Source organism: Corynebacterium sp. MSK019 (assembly GCF_030232425.1).
Lineage (GTDB): Bacteria > Actinomycetota > Actinomycetes > Mycobacteriales > Mycobacteriaceae > Corynebacterium > Corynebacterium jeikeium_D.
Genome location: NZ_JASPJT010000009.1, coordinates 78,220 through 96,355 on the forward strand (window position 1 = coordinate 78,220; position 18,136 = coordinate 96,355).

An 18,136-nucleotide genomic window follows, 5' to 3' on the forward strand; every position below is an offset into this window, starting at 1 on the left:
CCCTATGAGTAATCCCAGTCATCGGCGCTCTCCTTATCGGCGGAGGGTCAACGGCTGGGATTGATAGCAACCACTTTAATTGCGCTTCGTAATCGAGTCAATGCCTACAACCCCAGCTCCGCCCGCACTGCAGTCACAAACTCACTAGTTGTCGCGATGCCGCCGAGGTCCAACGTCGGCGCGGTGCACTTGGCGGCGTAGACGGCCTCGCGCAGCTTGGCTGCGGGCGCAAGTTCCGAGGTCGGATGCCCAAGGTGCTCCGCGCACATTGCCGCAGAGAGCAAAAACGCAGCCGGGTTGGCGATGCCGCGCCCGGCAATGTCCGGTGCCGAACCGTGCACCGGCTCGAAAACCGCAAAGTCGTCGCCAACATTCGCCGACGCCGCCAGCCCCAGCCCGCCAATCAAACCGGCACCGATGTCACTGAGAATGTCGCCGATGAGGTTTTCCGCGATGATGACATCAAAGCGCGCCGGGTCGGTCACCAGCTGCATTGCCACGGCATCCGCATTGGCAAAATCGAATGCAACCTGCGGATACTCCTCCGCCACCTCTTCAACTGCCCCGCGAATCACACGCGCAGAGTCCCGCAGGATATTCGGCTTGTCCGCCACCGTCACCATCGGCGTGGCCTCCGAATCGGGGTTTGCCGCCTGGCGCGCGAGAGCCAACTTGGCCGCCTGTCGCGCAAGGCGGTGCCACGCAAAGGACGTCGTCACGCGCAAAGAAATCGCAACGTCGCCACGCTTATCGACGGCGCGAGCCACCGTCGAGTCCTCCACCACCTCTGCCCACAGGTGGTGGTGCGGGGAGTCGGCCGGGGCGTCGTGAGACGGAAGGAGATAGTCGTGACTGTAGAGGCCCTCGGTGTTTTCGCGGACGATGGTGAAGTCGGCAGCCGCGCCGGGCAGGGTGACCGGACGGATGTTGGCGAAGAGATCGAGGCGCTGGCGCAGCTGGAGAACAGGGGAGCGGTAGATCAGGCCGGTACCGCGCAGATGCGGTGCTAGTTCTTCCTCAGCCTCGCGAGCGGGCTTGGAGGTAATCGCCGCGAGCAGAGCGGCGTCGCTGCATCCGAGTGTTTCCCAAGTTTCCTGCGGGACGGGATTGCCGTGCGCGCACCACTGGGACCAGCCAATTTGTGCCTCTGTCAGCTCCCAGTGCGGGAAGACATCGGCGATGAGTCCTCGGCAGGCATCGGTGATTTCAGGGCCGATGCCGTCGCCGGGCAGGAGTGTGATGCGGCGCGGTGCCGCTTCTAAAGCAGTCGCAGGCTGGTCGGTTTCCATGGCTCTTAGCCTAGGACTGCGACGCCTGCGCGTGTGCGGTTTGGCTACTTTGCGAAAGTAACCGGGATCTCGGTGATGTCCTCGAAGCCCTCGCTGTGGTCACCGAAGAGCTTCAGCACGCAGTCCTGCTGGGTGCAGTCCACGGCCTCGCCGGTGGGGACGACGCTGAGCTCGAAGTGTGCGGTGTTGTCGTCGGCGATGGTGGTGGTGCCGCCGGACTTCTTGGTAATCCACTGCTGCGACTGGGTGCCGGCACTGCGGTCGCCGGTGCAGTCCGGGACGGGGTTGCCTGGAGCCTTCTCGGCGGCGCAGAGTGCGGCGTAGTAGCCGTAGTCGGGGTCGAGACCAGACAGGTCGACGGAGATGACATCGCCCTCGGAGAGGTCGTTGACCGGCTCGGCCTCCATGGTTACTTCGCCGGCGCTGGCGTCGGTTTCTTGATCTGCAGCGGAGCTGGTGGTTTCCGAAGCGTTGGCAGCATCCTGCGCGGCATTGTCCGCGTCATCTGCGCCACAGGCGGCGAGAAGTGGAAGTGCGGCGACGGCCGGAATAGCCAGGAAAGCCGCGCGACGCTGGAGTGTACGAGTAGTCATAGGAGGTAACGTCCTTCCGAAAAACTGTAGAAATTACTATCCTTATTTAAGGGTAGGCTAACCTAGAACTAAAAGATAGCCTAAGATTCTTTGGGTGAGTAGAGCAAAGTCCTTTCTAAGCTCTTTGTTACTAGTGTTAGTCGTTATTTAGTCAATCTTTTTGTCGTCTATCTCCGTGCAGCGTCAGCTCACAGAGGGGGAATATGTTCACCGTGCCTGCCTGTCGCGTTCGCAGCCTTGCCGGAACACTGCTGAGTGTTGTCCTAGTCGCAGGACTAGTCGCCTGTGGTTCCGATGATGCCGCGAGGGAGGGGGCATCGTCGTCAAGCGCTGGCGTGACGACGGTTCCGCGCGCCGACAACATTTCCGCTCACGGTGCCGCGCATGCGAACCTACCTTCGGAAAACCCCGAAGTGCTGCTGAAAGACCCGAAGCCAGCAGAAGATAAGGACTACCAGCGTATTCTCACGCTTGACCGGGCGGGAGCACTCAGCCGAGCGGTCTACACGCTTGGCCTCGGAGACCGTCTGGTGGGGCGCGACTCCACCTCCGATTTCCCGGCGGTAAAGGATTTGCCGAACCTCACCATCGGCGGGCATGCAGTCAATGCTGAGTCGGTGATGAAGCTGAAGCCGGAGCTCATCATTACCGATGGCACGATTGGCCCTAGCCGTGTCTTCGACACGTTTGAAAAAGCGGGAATCACTGTCGTCCATGTGTCGGACGAGCGCACTCCTGAGACGATCAACACGCTTATCGACGAAGTCGCGGGCGCAGTCGGCCTGGCTGACCAAGTTGGCCCGGTGAAGGAGCACCTGGACAAGGAGCTGGCGGCTGCGACCGAGTACGCGCAGGCCAAGGCCGATGGCCGCAAGATGATGATTCTGTATGTGCGCGGAACCGGTGTGGCCATGATTGCGGGACCGGATTCTGGTGGGCGTTCTCTGATCACTCGTCTCGGCGGTGTCGATGCCGGTGAGGGCGTGGGTATTGAGGGTGCGTTCACGCCTATTACTCCGGAGTCCCTGATTGCTGCGGCTCCAGACACCATCCTGGTTATGTCTGGTGGCCTGGAGTCCGTCGGCGGGATTGAAGGCTTGAAGGAAATCCCGGGCATCGCACAGACCCCGGCGGGCCAGAATGAGTCCGTTGTGGACGTGCCCGATTCGCAGCTGCTGTCCTTTGACTCGCAGTCGCCGCGTGCGATTCGCGCCATTGCGGATGCTCTCTACGGTGCTGACAAGACTGCGGGGAAGTGACTGGCTGAGCAATGCAGACAACCGCGAACAAAACTAGTCCGTTCAGACAGGTGGCCGTTTTCATTGGACTCGCCCTAGCGCTGGTGCTGGCAATAGGTTGGTCGGCCTCCGTGGGGCAGTTCGGCGCCACCATCGGCGAATCACTGAGCTCAATGGTGAGGCTAGTGTTCAATGGCGGTCTCGGTGACACGCCAGAGCCCATCGACACCGTGCTGTGGCAAGTGCGATTGCCGCGCATCGCGCTGGCCTGCCTCGTTGGTGCGGGACTAGCCCTCGCAGGTGTGGCGCTGCAAGCGGTGTTCGGCAACCCGCTTGCCGAACCCGGCCTCATCGGCGTTTCCTCCGGCGCCGCCGTCGGCGCTGCCACCGCCACAGTTTTGGGCACCGCCGCCGGGCTTTCCGGAGTGCTCGGCGGAGTGTTGAGTGTCTTCGCCAGCAGCTGGGCCATTGCGGTCTCAGCTTTTATCGGTGGTGCTGTGGCCACGGCTATTGTGGCCGCCAATGCGCACGGTGGCCGCGATATCGCCCGAATCATTCTGGTCGGTGTGGCTGTGAACTCTATCTGTGGTGGTTTGGTGTCGCTTCTGACATTCGTGGCCTCCACGGCTGCCCGCGACCGCATTGTGTTCTGGCAGATGGGCTCGTTTGCCAGCGCCACCTGGACGCAGGTTGTCATCATTACGCTGGTGACAGTTCCGGCCGTAATTGCCATGTGGGTCAGCTACCGCAAGCTGGACATTCTGAGTCTTGGTGAAGCGCAAGCCCGCCACCTGGGTATTAACGTCGTCACGCTGCGTCGCGCCATCATTTTTGGCACGTCCCTGGTCGTGGCGGCTGGAGTGGCATTTTCCGGCATCATCGTCTTCATCGGCCTGGTCGTGCCGCACGCTGCACGACTGCTGCTGGGACCAGCGCATCGCACGCTGATTCCTGCATGCATCCTCGGCGGCGCGCTGGCCACAACGCTGGCCGACCTCGCGGCCCGCACCATGATCACCGGTGCGGACCTGCCGCTGGGAATGCTCACCTCGATTGTCGGTGGCCCACTGTTCTTCTGGCTGCTCCTGCGTTCGAAGAGGGCGGTGCACTAATGGAAATTCACTCTGGCCTGGGTATTTCTGCCGAAAATGTCAGCATCACCCTGGGTGGTCACCGCATCCTCAACGATATTTCCGTGGTCGCCGAGCCCGGAAAAGTCACCGCGCTGGTCGGCCCGAATGGTGCTGGAAAGTCGACACTCCTTGCAGCGCTTTCCGGCGACCATGAGCTCAGTGGCGGCAACGTCCGGATCGGCGAGCACTCCATTACCGAGCTCTCCATCGCCGACCTGGCCCGCTACCGCGCCGTCCTGGTGCAGAGCCAAGAACTGTCCGTGCCATTCACCAGCCGCGAAGTCATCAACTTCGGACGCAACCCCTGGGGCGGCCCGAACGAAGAGCTGCTCGAGGAAGTCATCACCGAATGCGACGTCGCGCACCTTCTTGACCGGGAAGTCCCGACCCTCTCCGGCGGTGAGCGCGCCCGCGTCCACAGCGCGCGCGTCTTCTACCAGGACACTCCCGTCGTGCTTCTCGACGAACCGACCGCGGCCCTGGACCTCCACCACGCCGAAAAAATCATGGGAATGATGCGCGCCCGCGCGGCGGCGGGCAAAGCCGTGGTCGTGGTCCTGCACGATTTGTCCGCCGCAGCGGCGTATGCCGATCACGTTGTGGTGGTGGCGCAGGGGCGCGTCGTAAAGCAAGGCCCGCCTGCGGAAACCCTGGATGCACAGACCGTCAGCGAAGTCTACGGCATCGGTGTGGAAGTGCTTCAGGACTCCGCGGGCAACCCCGTGCTGGTGCCTCAGCGTGCGGGCCACAATCTCTCACCCCAGTCTCCGAACCTCGCAGAGAAAGAAGAAAATCATGGTTGAAAACACGATTAAAAAGGATGACAAGCTGGCTGCTCAGCCCTTGGCAGAGCGACTCAAAGTGGAGACTGCGGGTGTCCACAGTGAAGCGGAAAACTCCGACTTCATGTCGAGACTGCTGGCGGGTGAACTGGACGCGCAGGCGGCCATCGATTTAACTGGTCAGCTCTACTTTGTTTACGAAGCGTTGGAGCAGGCAGTGCGGTCCACTGCGGAGTCGCCGCAGGTCAGCGCGGTCTACGATGCGCAGCTGGAGCGCCTGGAGGCTCTGGCGGCCGACCTTGAGCATTTGGTGGGGCCTGACTGGCGGGAAAAGATCTCGCCAGTGGAGGCGACAAAGAACTACGTGGCCGAGCTTCGTGAAATCGAAAGCAACGGTAACGCCAACGCCGCATTGGCACACCATTACGTTCGCTACCTGGGCGATCTTTCTGGTGGCCAGGTGATTGCGTCCATGCTGGCCAAGCACTACGGCATCGGTGCGGAGGGAACCCGATTCTATGACTTCTCCGCGATCGGAAAAATTAAGCCCTACCGCGACGGCTACCGACAGAGTCTGTCTGAGCTGGGCATTTCGGATGCCGATAAAAATGCCGTGGTTGACGAGGCGAAAAAGGCATTTCGTCTCAACCGGGCCATTTTCCACGACCTAGCTGGCGGCCTAGACGACGCAGTGGCGTAGGTCGCGGACTGGAGTGCTGTGACCGTGGCGGGGGCGGTATGCGTTAGCCGATGTACACCACTGCGTTACGGCCGCCCGTGCACTTGATGTTGCCGCCAGCAGGGCGGCACCACATGTTGTAGGTCAGGCCAGTCGTTGGGCTGTAGGCCGTGATGGTGCCGGATTCCGCACCAGTGGAATTGCGGTAGCGGACGTAGGCGCTGTGTACATTTCGAACGAACGGATCGCTCGTTGAGGACGTGCCCTTCCATGCGCTGGAGAGGTTGCCGCCAGCCAGGCCCGATGAGCGAGACGAGCCCGAATTACCGGATGAGCCACTCGAATCTTGAACAACCACGGTCTCAGTCTGTGTGACCGGTGGGTTGGGCTGGCTCGAAGCATCGGCAGCGGCCTGTGTAGTGGCAGCCGTCTGTGTGTCGGCCGCAGTTACCGAGTCATCTTTACTCAGGGTGACATAAAGTACCGCGCCAACCAGGCCCAGCAGGACCACGACCAGCACTGAAATGAGCGCAATCATTGTGCCGGAAGTACCTGATCTTTGCTGCGGATACGCCGGGGCTGCGTAAGCGAAAGTTGGTGCCGGCTGCCCAGCGAATTGGGGCTGTGGTTGTGGTTGGGGTTGAGGTGCCTGGTTCGGGTACACGGGGCCGAAAGAACCGGTGGAAGGATTCGAATTGTAGTTGGGGTCTGAGCTGGGGAACTCGTTATGCGACATGCTGGACGTACCAATCACGAGGAGGAAGTGTTCCCCCTGTGATGAGCCCAACCCGCGTAGCGAATGGTGCTCCATCCCCTGGGGACACGGTTAACGGCTTTTATTGTATTACTGGGAAAACTGTAAAGCATGTTAGGAGACGCATGTCTTGCGCAAAATGCGGCAAGGACGGGTTTAGCTAGACCCGAAATGAGGTGGTGAGCTTCAAATGAGGCTGTGACCATCGAGAAACTGCCTAAGTTTATGTCAGTTTCGGCACTAATTTCTGCTTGTTTTTGTCATAAACCTAGTCAGTAACTTGTGAGCCGGCCCAAGACTCCGGGCTGCACATGCGAAACTGGGGTGCGCGTGAAACCCCACGGCCATTTTTCGGCCGTTTCGTTCATGCGCACCCCAGTTTGTTGCGAGGTGTAGCTGGTAGCTGGTAGCTGCTTAGTGGCTACATCCCCAGGATTTCCTTGAGCTCGGCCTTAATCTGGTCGAGCCGCTCGGCCGCGGCCACGTGCGGAATCGCGGCCGAAGCGACCGGCAGCACGACTTCCAGGTAGCACTTCAGCTTCGGTTCCGTGCCGGAAGGCCGGGCAATGACGCGGTCGTTGGCCTCGGTGAGGATGAGAATGCCGTCGGTAGGCGGGATGTGATAGCTCTCGCCCTTGGCGTCGACCATGTCTAGGCCATCATTCATGTCCGTGACCTGCGTGACCTTCGCTCCGGCCAGTTGTGCAGGCGGGTTGGCGCGCAGAGTGTCCATGCCCTTGGTGATCAGCGATCGGTCCTCGACGCGGAATGTCAACGGGGCGGTCTTGTAGAGACCATGGGCGCGGGCGACATCATCCAGCAGGTCCTGAATTCCCAGCCCCTGGCCCTTCAGCCGCGCCACCGCGTCAGCGACACGCACCGCCGCAGATACGCCGTCTTTGTCTCGCACGACTGCCGGGTCAGTGCAGTAGCCAATGGCCTCCTCGTAGCCGAAGACGAGCCCGTCCACACCAGCAATCCACTTAAAGCCAGTCAGTGTAGCGCGATAATTCAGTCCGTGACCTGCGGCAATCTTGCCCAGCAGGCGTGAGGACACAATCGAGTTAGCCATTGTGGCCGGGAACTCTGCGCCCTCATCATTGGTCACGGTCGCAATCCCACGGGCCTCGGCATCCGCAGCGATGACTTCACCCAGAAACGCACCGATGTCGTCGCCGGAGAGCTGTCGCCAGCCGCCATCGACGCCGCTGTCCGGAATAGCTACCGAGCAGCGGTCCGCATCCGGATCAGCCGCGATGATGACATCCGCGTCTTCGGCACGTGCCAGCTCAAACGCAAGATCCAGCGCCCCGGCTTCCTCCGGGTTCGGGAACGATACCGTCGGGAACTCCGGATCCGGCGCGAACTGCTTCTCAACCACGCTGACATTCGAGAAACCTGCCGCGTTCAGTGTGCGCACGATGGTCTCGCCACCGACACCATGCATCGGGGTGAGAACAATCTTCGCTGCCTGCTTCTCTTCGCTTGACGACGTCGTTGCGAGCGCAGCCGCCCGTTTCACATAGGCATCCAGCAGTTCAGGACCAACCTGCTCGACGGCATCGAAGTCACGCGGGACCTCATCAGCCGGTGGAGCAGCGGCGATGGCGTCCGCAATTTGCTTGTCATGGGGCGCGATGATTTGGACGCCTCGGCGGGAATCCGACTCCACCGCGCGGCCACCGAGGTAAACCTTGTAGCCGTTGTCCTTCGGTGGATTGTGGCTGGCCGTGACCATGATGCCGGCATCGGCATTGAGGTGGCGCACGGCAAAGGCGGTCACCGGTGTGGGCAGCTGCTGTGGCAGAGCCAGGGCCTTGCCACCGGCTGCGGCGACAACCGCAGCGGCATCGCGGTGAAAATCGGCGGAGCCGTGGCGGGCATCGCAACCAATGACCACGGTGAAGTCGTCGCCCACAATGTTCTTCAGATGCGCAACCAGGCCAGCGGTGGCACGGATGACCGTGGCACGGTTCATGCGGGACTGACCAGCTGCAACGACACCGCGAAGACCTGCAGTGCCGAATTCGAGTGGCCCGGCGAAACGGCTTTCCAGCTCGGCAATCGCATCGGGGTTGGCGGCCTTGGCTTCGTCGTAAAGCGAAGAGAGCTCGGCGGCGGTGGCCTCGTCCGGATCGTGGGCGATCCAATCGGTGATGGTGGCTTGTAGCTGTTCGGAGAGCATCGGGGTTCGCCTACTTCAGACCGTCGAGGACAGCGGCGGAGGAGGAAAGACCCAGGCGAGAGGCGCCAGCGGCGATCATTTCCTCAGCGGCAGCGGCATCGCGGATACCGCCAGAAGCCTTGACGCCCAGGCGGTCGCCCACGGTTTCGCGCATGAGCTTCACGGCGTGAGCGGAAGCGCCGCCGGCCGGGTGGAAGCCTGTGGAGGTCTTGACGAAGTCTGCGCCTGCGGACTCGGAGGCCTTGCAGGCTGCGATGATCTCCTCATCGGTCAGGGCGGCCGACTCGATGATGACCTTCAGGACCTTGCCCGGAATGGCATCGCGAACAGCCTTGATTTCGGCCTCGAGGTCGTCGAAGCGGTGCTCCTTGGCGAAGGCGATGTTAATGACCATGTCGACTTCTTCAGCGCCATCGGCCACAGCGCGAGCGGCTTCAGCGGCCTTGATCTCGGCCTTTACCGCGCCGGAGGGGAAGCCGACGACAGTGGCGATGTGCAGGCCTTCCGGTACCTCGACTGGGAGCTGCGAGGGGGAGATGCAGATGGAGTAGGTGCCGAGCTTGCCGGCCTCAGCGATAAGAGCCTTGACCTGGTCAGAGGTGGCTTCTGGCTTGAGCAGGGTGTGGTCAATCATCTTGGCAACATCAGCGCGGGAAGTCATGGGAGAAATCAAGTCCTTTCGGAAATTTGGGAGAGAGCGTCAAGGTAGGGAGGTGGCGGGCTCGGGGCGGGAAGTGGCGCCGGCGCGAGTCTGTCAGTAATTTTCTAGGACACGCGATCGAGGATAATCTCGCGCTCGGCTGTAGGCGCGGTGTCGCCGATTTCAATGCCCGGCTCGATGGACTCGAGAGCGCGCTCGAACTTATCCGGAGTTTCAGTGTGCAGCGTGAGCAGCTTCTGGCCCTTGGCCACCTTGTCTCCCGGCTTGGCAAAAATCTCAATACCGGCAGTGGCCTGCACCGGATCATCCTTACGAGCACGTCCCGCGCCCAAGCGCCAGGAACCAACGCCGAGAGCCAGTGCATCCAGCTTGGTCAGGTAACCATCGGCTTGTGCAACCACGTCGTGCGTGTGAGGCGCCACCGGCAACGCGGCATCCGGATCGCCGCCCTGAGCGCGGATCATCTTCTTCCACGAATCCATTGCGCGGCCGTCCTTCAGAGCCTGCTCCACGTCGGCATCGTGCACACCAGCCAGCTCCAGCATGTTTCGGGCCAGCTCACAGGTCAGCTCCACGACATCTGCGGGGCCACCACCTGCGAGAACTTCCACCGATTCGCGGACCTCGAGGGCATTGCCGATGGTCAGGCCTAGCGGAGTGGACATGTCCGTCAGTAGCGCGCGGGTGTTCACGCCCGCGTCGTTGCCCAGGTCAACCATGGTGCGAGCCAATTCGCGGGCCTGATTCAGATCCTTCATGAAGGCGCCCGAACCGACCTTGACATCCAGCACCAAGCTGGAGGTGCCCTCCGCAATCTTCTTGGACATGATTGACGAGGCAATCAGCGGAATGCAGTCCACCGTCGAGGTGATGTCACGCAGCGCGTAAATCTTCTTATCCGCAGGTGCCAGGCCCGCACCGGCTGCTGCGACGACCGCGCCGGAATCTTCCAGGATTTGCATCAGGCGGTCATTCGGAACATCAGCCTGCCAGCCTGGAATGGATTCCAGCTTGTCCAGGGTGCCGCCGGTGTGGCCGAGGCCGCGACCGGACAGCTGTGGGACGGCCACGCCGTAGGAGGACACCAGTGGACCCAGCGGCAGCGTGATTTTGTCACCGACACCGCCGGTGGAGTGCTTGTCCGTGGTGGGCTTGCTCAGCGAGGCGAAGCTCATGGTCTCGCCCGAGTCAATCATCGCCTGAGTCCAATCCACAATCTCGCGGCGGTTCATGCCGCGGATGAAGATGGCCATGTTCAGCGCCGCCATCTGCTCATCGCCCACGACGCCACGAGTGTAGGCGTCAATGACCCAGGAAATCTCTTCCGGACTGAGCTCACCGCCATCACGCTTTACCTTGATGACGTCAACTACATCGAACTTTTCAGCCATTGTTCGCTCCTTTTATAGGCGATTGTGCTTAGCGATATTGGTCTTGTGAACTCTGCTGATTCCGATTATCATCAGCACTAGAACAAATGTCAATAGTTAACTTTCCATTTGTACCCACATAAGTATGTTTGCATAAACACCTCGCACAGGCTCGGGGAGGGAGAGCACAATGTCCCACATCTCAGACGAAGAACTACTGGCTAAGGCCTACGCAGCCACGGAAAACTCGTACGTCCCCTATTCAGGTTTTCCGGTCGGTGCCGCACTTCTGCTTGACGACGGCACGGTGGTCACAGGCTGCAACGTGGAAAATGCGTCCTATGGGTTGACCAACTGCGCAGAGCGCACAGCCGTGTTCCGCATGGTCGCAGAGCACGGCGGCAACCATAAGATTGCGGCCTGTGCCATTGTCGGGCGAAAGGCGGCACCGTGCCACCCCTGTGGTGCCTGTCGGCAGGTCCTGCACGAATTTGGGTGCAAGCGTGTCATTGTGGAATCCGAGCGCCCGGAAAATGGTGGTTTAGGCGCTCCGGCCAGCATCGACTTCGAAAAAATTCTCCCTTACGCCTTTGGTCCCGAGGACCTGTAGGCATCATCACCACAGCCTCTTTTATCAAGAAAGAAGACCTTAGTCATGGATAGACTGCAAGGCTTACTGGGCATCATCCTCGTCATCGGATTTGCCATTGCTATCTCAAAGAACAGGAAAGCCATTAACTGGCGCACGCTCGGCGTTGGCCTGCTGCTGCAAGCGGTGTTCGCGCTGGTAGTGCTGAAGTGGGAACCCGGCTTCCAGGCGTTGAAGAGCGTCGCCGGTGCCATTGAGAAGATGATCGACTTTACAAATGAGGGCACCTCATTTGTCTTCGGTAATCTTTTCGACGGCACGGGGAAAAACTTCGTCTTCGTGCTCAACGTGCTGCCAGTGATCATCTTCCTGGGCGCAGTCCTCGGTGCCCTCTACTACCTGCGGGTAGTGCAGTACTTCGTTGAGTATGTCGGGTCCGCACTGAAGTTCATTATGGGAACCTCGAAGGTAGAGTCCGTCTTCGCTTCCACGGTGATTTTCCTCGGGCAGTCGGAGGCTCCGCTCGTCGTTAAGCCGTATATTCCGAAACTGACCAAGTCGGAGCTGTTCGCATGTATGTCGGGCGGTTTTGCTTCGGTGGCCGGATCGACGTTGATTGGTTACTCCCTGCTCGGTGCGCCATTGGAGTACCTGCTGGCGGCATCGGTAATGAACGCGCCGGGCTCGCTGCTGATTGCGAAGACTTTCTGGCCGGAGACGGAGGAATCCGATCTGGATGCGTCGGTGAAGGATGTCCGCGACACTGAGTCGAAGAACGTCATTGACGCGCTAGGATCGGGTGCGTTGGCCGGCGGTCGTATCGCTGTGGTTGTGGCATGTCTGTTGATTGCGTTCATCGCTGTGATTGCGATGCTGTCGGCCATGATTGGCGGCATCGGCGGCTGGTTCGGTCAGGAAAACTGGTCACTGGAGGGGCTGTTCGGCCTAATCTTCGCGCCGATTGCCTGGTTGATTGGTGTGCCGTGGGAGAACGCAGGGCTGGTCGGTAGCTTCATTGGTGAGAAGACGATTCTGAACGAGTTCGTCGGCTACACCTCGTTCTCGGAGCACGTCGACTCGCTGGATCCGAAGTCCATCATGTTGGCGACCTTCGCCCTGGCTGGCTTCGCCAACCTGTCTTCCATTGCAATTCAGATCGGTTCCTTCGGTGCGCTATCGCCGGAGCGTCGCGGTGAGATTGCCAAGAACGGTCCGCTGGCGCTGATTGCGGGTCTGTGCACCAACCTGCTCAACGCTGCAATTGTGGGTGTGATTGCGCTATAGCTCTTCCTCAGTTCGGAATTCGGCCGCCTGCTTTTCTAGATTCTGATGGATTTTCTGCTCGCCCTCGGCGGCCGCGGTAGCTCGGGGTGGAAGCTGGATGTATCGCTCTGCGGGCAGGCCGGCGCGCAGTTGGCGCATCCTCTCAACCTCGGCATCCAGCTTGAAGCCGAAGACCACGACGACATTAATGCCCCAAAGTGCAGTCATGAGAGCAATGACGGCACCCATGGCGCCGTAGGGGTTTGAAGCCGCAAAGTTGAACAGGTAAAGCTGCAATGCCTTGCCAATACCCAGCGAGCTGATAATTGCCAGTGCCGAACCGGTACTGAGCCAGCGGAATTTGCGCATGCGCACATTCGGTGTGAAGTAGTACAGCGAGCCAATCAGAATCATCGACATGACGATAATGACCGGCCAGCGCAGCCAACTCCAGACGGAGATGCAGAAGTCAATGACCTGTCGCGTGGTCGATTCAATACCCAACGGGCGGGCAACCGGTTCGACGATGGTGATAACTAGCTGGTCATTGACAACAATCGCAATGAGCAGTACCACCGTGCCAATGAGCAGCAATAGCGTAATGGCGACCATGAGCAGGTGGTAGCGAATAAGCGTGCGGCCTTCGGATACGCCATAGATGGAGTTACCCGTGCGCGAAAATGCGCGCGTGTAGGCCGACGACGAAATCAGCGCAAAGACAATACCGATAGTCAGTGCGACGAGACCGCCCGTGGCGGAGCCGATAATCGTTGAGATGACATTGCGAATCGGTTCGGCATACTCAGCTGGAATGTAGCTGCGGATGAAATCCTCGGTCAGTCGGTTGAGGTCATCGGTGTAACCGGACAACATCAGCGTGGCAATTGAGTAAATCGCAAGCAGTGCGGGTGCGAAGGTTAGCACCGTGTAGTAAGTCAACTTCGCGGCGGCGTCGAAACCGAGCTCCAAGAAAAACTCGATACCCGCACGCTTGAGAGCGTAGAGCGCTCCTTTCCACCCCACGGGTGGCAACTTCTTCGCGGACTGAGCAAAAGATGCGTCCGCCGACTCGTAGGCCTGGAGTGTGTGCTTGATCTGCTGTGCTGGTGACACCTAAAGAATCGTCCTCTCCGACCGGACAGCGGCTGCAACATATATGCGGACATCTGCGCTCGCTTAAGTCTATCGGTCGAAGAGGGCAGAGACGCTTCTCGGGCCCGGGTGTCAGTTCTTTGTACTGATGCGTCCCGAGACAGCTAATCCGTGGCAGAGGGAGGGGTGGAGCTAGTGGGTGAGTCTGGCGAGCCCGGTGAGTCCGATGAGTCGAGCGAAAGTAGGCGCTCGGCGGTGGCATCGTCAATGACCAAGTGAGTGGCCAACTTTGTTCGAAGGGCCACATCGATAGCCTCGGCCTTGTGTGCGCCACCGGCCACAAGTACCCGAGTGGGGATCCGGCGCAGGTCAGAGAGGCTGATACCTACCGTGCGGGCATCGACCTCTGGCAGCGCAATGCCACCGTCCGGGCGGTAGAAGCGTGAGCAGGCATCGCCCACTGCGCGCTCCACGAGTAAGTCCTTTTCGGTTGCCGACAGCTGCCCCAAGTTCAAGGCCAGTGAATCATGGTCGACTGCGCCGACAGTGAAAACGGCAATGTCCACCGTCCGGCCAAGCGCCAATACGCTGGCGATGAACCGATCCTGTTCCACGATGCGCTTGGTCTCGACCGAATCGAAAATCACCGGCAGCGGCAATGTGCGGGCATAGGCATGGAAAGCGTGGCAGAACCCGCCAATAGTGCGGATGTCATTCGTCGACTTATCGGAATGACTCATTCCGCCCTTGAGCTGCACAATTTCCACGCCCGAGACATCCTTGGACTTCAGTTGCGTGGATACGGAGTACATGGTCTTACCCCACGAAACACCGAGAAGGGTACCGTCGACCACCAGCTCGTCGAGAAGCTCGGCGCCCACACGCCCCAACTCGCGGAGCAAGACCGCGTTGCCAGCGCGTGCCGGTTGCGCCAGGCGCACATCGTTGAGCTGGTAGCGATCCCGCATCTGCGTCGCGGTCTCTGAGGCTTCCTCGCGCGGGTCGTGGATTTCAATGCGCACGTAACCGCGCTCACGGCCAAGGTTGAGCAGTTTAGAGACCGTTGGGCGGGAAACCCCGAGTTCGGTTGCAACCTGAGACTGTGTGAGCCCCTCGCCGTAATAGAGCTTGACGGCGGTGAGTGCTTGGATGTCGCGGGTGTCCACAGCGGCCTCCTCCAGCAAGAGCACTTAGTAAGCGCACTTGTAACAGGAACCTCGCTTGATTGGGACCCTGCCCGACTTGGTCATCGGGAAAGCGTGCGCCTCACCTGTGATTTTAGTTCTACGTTTGCAAAAACAAAAAGTCAGCTTTTGCATTTGTAGTAAACGGTGAGGCGTTTGCTGTCCCCGGAGGCTGCGGAAGGCATCGGAGAGCCCGGAAAGCATCGGAGGATAAGGCAGCGCAGGTTGGGTTCCCGCAGAATTACCAGATATTCACGCGCTCATTCGGCTCACGCCACATGCCGTCCCCCGCTGAAGTGCCGAAGGCCTCATGGAACTCATCGATGTTGCTGGCAATGACGTTGCAGCGGAACTCCGCCGGCGAGTGCGGGTCAATGGCAAGCAGCTGACGTGCAAACTCCGGACGAATCTTGGAACGCCAGACCAGTGCCCACTGCTTGAACAGGTCACGGTAGGTCTCGGGGGTGTCCTCCAACCCGAGTTCCTTTCCGCGGGCAGCGAGGAAACGGCGGAAAGCGACGACAGCAATACCAAGCCCGCCCAAGTCACCGATGTTCTCTCCCAGGGTGAAGCGACCGTTGACACCGGGCAGGTCAGCGCCCTCCTCGGCCTGCTCGCGCAGAGCCTGCGGAACCAGGCCCTCGTACTGGTCCACCAGTGCGGAGGTCAGCTTCTCAAAAGCTGCGCGATCCTCATCGGTCCACCACTGGTGAAGGTTGCCGTGACCGTCATACTGCGAGCCCTGGTCATCAAAACCATGACCAATCTCGTGACCAATAACCGCACCGATGCCACCGAAGTTCTCCGCCGGGGAAGCGTCCGGTGAGAAGAACGGCGACTGCAAAATCGCAGCCGGGAACGTGATGTCATTGACCACCGGATTGTAGAAGGCATTGACCGTCTGCGGAGTACCATGCCACTCATCACGATTGGCCGGGGTGCCCAGCTTTGCCACCTCATAATCATGCGCAAAAGCGCTGGCAGCGCGAGCATTCTCCATCAGTGAATTCCCGAGCTCCATCGCCGAGTAATCACGCCAACGCTCTGGGTAACCAATCTTGGCCTTAAATAGCGACAGCTTCTCCAGCGCCCGCTCCTGCGTCGCCTTCGTCATCCACGGCAGCTCCGAAATGCGCTCCCGGTACGCCGCCAGCAGGTAGTCCACCAGTTCCAAGACCTGCTCCTTGTACTCCGGTGGGAAATGCTTTTCCACATACAGCTTGCCGACGTCATGTCCAACCGCCCCGTCCGCAAAGGCAACACCACGCTTCCAGCGTGCACGCTGCTCGGTCGAGCCCTGCAGGGTTCGGCCGTAGAAGTTAAAGCTCTCCGCAGAGAAGTCATCCGACAGGTAGGCGGCGCGCTGGTGGAGGACGCGCCACAGTGCCCACAGGCGCAGATCTGCCAGGTCAGTGTCCTGCCACAGCTTGCTCAAGTGCTCGAAGTACGACGGCATCATCACCACGATGGTGTCGATGGCAGTCTGGTTCGTCTTATTGACACCGGTGGCCGCGAGCCACTCCGCGACCGGGAAGCCGGTAGGGAGGTCAGCAATGGCCGTCTTGTTATAGGTCTTCAGTGCATCGCGGGTATCGACCACATTCCAGTGACCGGCGGCGATGCGCTTTTCAAAAGCCACGATGCGCGCCGCCGCAGCGGCCGGGTCCACCAACTCGAATGCAGCAAGCGCGGTGGAGAGGTCTCCCGCGCCGTCGTCATGCGAGGAGAGGAGCTTCAACATAGCGGCAACATGCTGCTCATAGGCAGCGAGGGTGTCGGCGTGACCAGGCTCGCGGTAGTAAGCCTCATCCGGGAGGCCGAGGCCCGACTGCAACAGATAGAGAGTATCCAGGTCCGAGCCGGAATCCTTCTCTACCCAGTACCCGAGCGCACCACCGACACCGAGGCGATCGAGGTGGCCGAGCGCCAACGCCAGCTCATGCGCGTTCTCGGCGGAGGCAATCATTTCTAAATCCTGCGCGAGAGGAGCTGCGCCGGCGTTATTAATAGCGGCTTCGTCCATAAAAGAGTTGTACAAGCGAGCGACGCGGGAATTCGGATCCGCATCGGCGGCAGTGGTGATGAGCTCGCGGACGTTTTCCTCCGCCTCATCCCGCAGCTTGTAAAAGGCGCCATCGATGGGGCGGTCAGCCGGGATGACGTGATTACTAACCCACTCACCGTTGGTGGCCAAGTAGAGGTCATCCTGTGGGCGAGGAGTCGTTGAGAGTTGGGACGTTGCGGACTGGGTCTCAGTATTAGTGCTATTTGTCATGCCGCCAGTCTAGGGGCAAGGGCGGATTGAAGCTGTGACTGGAGGGGCGGGATAAGTTTAGGATTACGAATGGGGCTAAAGTGATTTAGGGGGTAAGGTGCAAACCATGAAATTTCTTCCACTTTCCGCGACCGCGGTGCTGAAGCGACGCCCGGGCCGCGCCACTTTGGCAAGTATCGTGGCCGTTGCGCCGCTGACCTTGGGTGTTATTGCACCGGCTGACGCGCAACCCCAGGACGCATCTGCACACTCCAACCCGTCCGCTGCTGATTCCAAGGGGTCGCTCGACTTTTTGACTGTTCAGGAGTCGCAGGGCTCTGGTGCCAACGGTTCCTCAACTGGTTCGGCTACCAGCGCATCGTCGAACCCGGCTCGCACCGGCTTCCACATGGGGCCGACTGGTGTGGACGTCTCCAAGTGGCAGCGCCCAGGTGGCGTCGCGCTGAAATGGAACGAGGTCGCAGCTAGCGGCCAGAAGTTCGCTTTCATCAAGGCCACCGACGGTGTCGAAGGTGACCAGAAGTACTTCCTCGAGGACTCCATCGCCGCCGCGAAGGCCGGTCTGTACGTGGGCAGCTACCACAAGGCACACCCGGATCGCTCCGCAACCGCGCAGGCTGACCAGTACGTAGAAGCACTGCAGCAGCGCGATGAACAAATCTCCACAGACAAGACACTACCGCCTGTGCTTGACATCGAGCTAGACAATGGCCTCAACCCAACCCAGCTGCAAAAGTGGACCAAGGACTTCCTCGAGCGCGTTGAGGAAAAGACCGGCGAAACCCCGATGATTTACACCTACCGTTGGTTCTGGCAGAACCCGATGGGTAACTCGACCGACTTCACCGACTACCCGCTGTGGCTCGCCGCCTACGAAGACAGCGCTCCGACCTCGCTGCCGGGCGGTTGGGAGAGCATGGCCTTCTGGCAGCGTTCCTCCACCGGCCGCGTCGATGGCATCCCGACCATCGTGGATGAGGATGTCTTCAACGGCACCGAAGCTGAGCTGCAGCAGCTGGCTGCTGCTCACTAGCAGTGTGTTGTGGGGC

The 18,136-nt window shown here is 60.3% G+C and carries 16 protein-coding genes; 7 read left to right on the forward strand and 9 right to left on the reverse strand.

Translation table 11 applies throughout. The features are described 5' to 3' along the window. Positions 1-104 precede the first annotated feature (104 nt). Both QP982_RS07830 and QP982_RS07835 read right to left on the reverse strand, forming a co-directional pair. Positions 105-1,289 carry an isocitrate/isopropylmalate family dehydrogenase gene (locus QP982_RS07830; RefSeq protein ID WP_284870385.1) on the reverse strand — a complete coding sequence of 395 codons (1,185 nt, stop codon included), beginning with the start codon at positions 1,287-1,289 and terminating at the stop codon, positions 105-107. A 44-nt stretch (positions 1,290-1,333) separates the two neighbouring features. Then, positions 1,334-1,882, reverse strand: a complete 549-nt coding sequence (locus QP982_RS07835) for a neocarzinostatin apoprotein domain-containing protein (RefSeq protein ID WP_147719267.1) — start codon at positions 1,880-1,882, stop codon at positions 1,334-1,336. Between the two features lie 203 nt (positions 1,883-2,085). Between QP982_RS07835 and QP982_RS07840 the strand changes: the two genes are divergently transcribed. From QP982_RS07840 to QP982_RS07855, 4 genes are read left to right on the forward strand one after another with little or no spacing between them, the layout of a single operon-like run. Then, complete coding sequence (locus QP982_RS07840) at positions 2,086-3,141, forward strand: heme/hemin ABC transporter substrate-binding protein (protein WP_049193908.1); 1,056 nt, start codon at positions 2,086-2,088, stop codon at positions 3,139-3,141. A gap of 11 nt (positions 3,142-3,152) precedes the next feature. Next, entirely contained in the window at positions 3,153-4,232 is a 1,080-nt protein-coding gene (locus tag QP982_RS07845; RefSeq protein ID WP_284826744.1) for a FecCD family ABC transporter permease, read from the forward strand. After that, positions 4,232-5,056, forward strand: a complete 825-nt coding sequence (locus tag QP982_RS07850; protein WP_284870386.1) for a heme ABC transporter ATP-binding protein — start codon at positions 4,232-4,234, stop codon at positions 5,054-5,056. Before QP982_RS07845 ends, QP982_RS07850 begins: the two co-directional genes overlap by 1 nt. Then, positions 5,049-5,735: a biliverdin-producing heme oxygenase gene (locus QP982_RS07855; RefSeq protein WP_048732014.1), complete on the forward strand. Its 687-nt coding sequence runs from the start codon at positions 5,049-5,051 to the stop codon at positions 5,733-5,735. The genes QP982_RS07850 and QP982_RS07855 overlap by 8 nt, the downstream gene beginning before the upstream one ends. A gap of 43 nt (positions 5,736-5,778) precedes the next feature. Here the strand turns inward: QP982_RS07855 and QP982_RS07860 are convergent, their stop codons facing one another. The 4 genes from QP982_RS07860 to QP982_RS07875 form a co-directional block, all read right to left on the reverse strand. Then, positions 5,779-6,252, reverse strand: coding sequence for a hypothetical protein (locus QP982_RS07860; protein ID WP_242458691.1), 474 nt, complete (start codon positions 6,250-6,252; stop codon positions 5,779-5,781). A gap of 637 nt (positions 6,253-6,889) precedes the next feature. Then, entirely contained in the window at positions 6,890-8,653 is a 1,764-nt protein-coding gene (locus QP982_RS07865) for a phospho-sugar mutase (protein WP_284870387.1), read from the reverse strand. Positions 8,654-8,663: 10 nt separating this feature from the next. Further along, a complete protein-coding gene (deoC, locus tag QP982_RS07870) occupies positions 8,664-9,314 on the reverse strand; it encodes a deoxyribose-phosphate aldolase (protein WP_070549375.1) in 651 nt (216 codons plus the stop codon). Between the two features lie 104 nt (positions 9,315-9,418). Next, positions 9,419-10,705 carry a thymidine phosphorylase gene (locus QP982_RS07875; protein ID WP_070566519.1) on the reverse strand — a complete coding sequence of 429 codons (1,287 nt, stop codon included), beginning with the start codon at positions 10,703-10,705 and terminating at the stop codon, positions 9,419-9,421. Positions 10,706-10,874: 169 nt separating this feature from the next. On the opposite strand from QP982_RS07875, the gene QP982_RS07880 reads away from it, so the two are divergent. Together QP982_RS07880 and QP982_RS07885 are read left to right on the forward strand one after the other, a co-directional pair. Continuing rightward, the gene (locus tag QP982_RS07880) at positions 10,875-11,294 is read left to right on the forward strand and encodes a cytidine deaminase (protein WP_049189792.1); all 420 of its coding nucleotides are present in this window, start codon (positions 10,875-10,877) and stop codon (positions 11,292-11,294) included. 45 nt (positions 11,295-11,339) lie between these two features. Beyond that, positions 11,340-12,557 carry a NupC/NupG family nucleoside CNT transporter gene (locus QP982_RS07885; RefSeq protein ID WP_048732023.1) on the forward strand — a complete coding sequence of 406 codons (1,218 nt, stop codon included), beginning with the start codon at positions 11,340-11,342 and terminating at the stop codon, positions 12,555-12,557. Here QP982_RS07885 and QP982_RS07890 read toward each other — a convergent pair. The 3 genes from QP982_RS07890 to QP982_RS07900 all read right to left on the reverse strand — a co-directional run bounded on the left by QP982_RS07890 (position 12,552) and on the right by QP982_RS07900 (position 17,087). Then, a complete protein-coding gene (locus QP982_RS07890) occupies positions 12,552-13,649 on the reverse strand; it encodes a YihY/virulence factor BrkB family protein (RefSeq protein WP_049172490.1) in 1,098 nt (365 codons plus the stop codon). The genes QP982_RS07885 and QP982_RS07890 overlap by 6 nt on opposite strands. Positions 13,650-13,792: 143 nt before the next feature. Further along, positions 13,793-14,794, reverse strand: a complete 1,002-nt coding sequence (locus tag QP982_RS07895; protein WP_049172610.1) for a sugar-binding transcriptional regulator — start codon at positions 14,792-14,794, stop codon at positions 13,793-13,795. Between the two features lie 259 nt (positions 14,795-15,053). Beyond that, positions 15,054-17,087, reverse strand: coding sequence for a M13 family metallopeptidase (locus QP982_RS07900; protein ID WP_284870388.1), 2,034 nt, complete (start codon positions 17,085-17,087; stop codon positions 15,054-15,056). 106 nt (positions 17,088-17,193) lie between these two features. On the opposite strand from QP982_RS07900, the gene QP982_RS07905 reads away from it, so the two are divergent. Further along, positions 17,194-18,120, forward strand: coding sequence for a glycoside hydrolase family 25 protein (locus QP982_RS07905; protein WP_147722184.1), 927 nt, complete (start codon positions 17,194-17,196; stop codon positions 18,118-18,120). Positions 18,121-18,136: the final 16 nt, after the last annotated feature.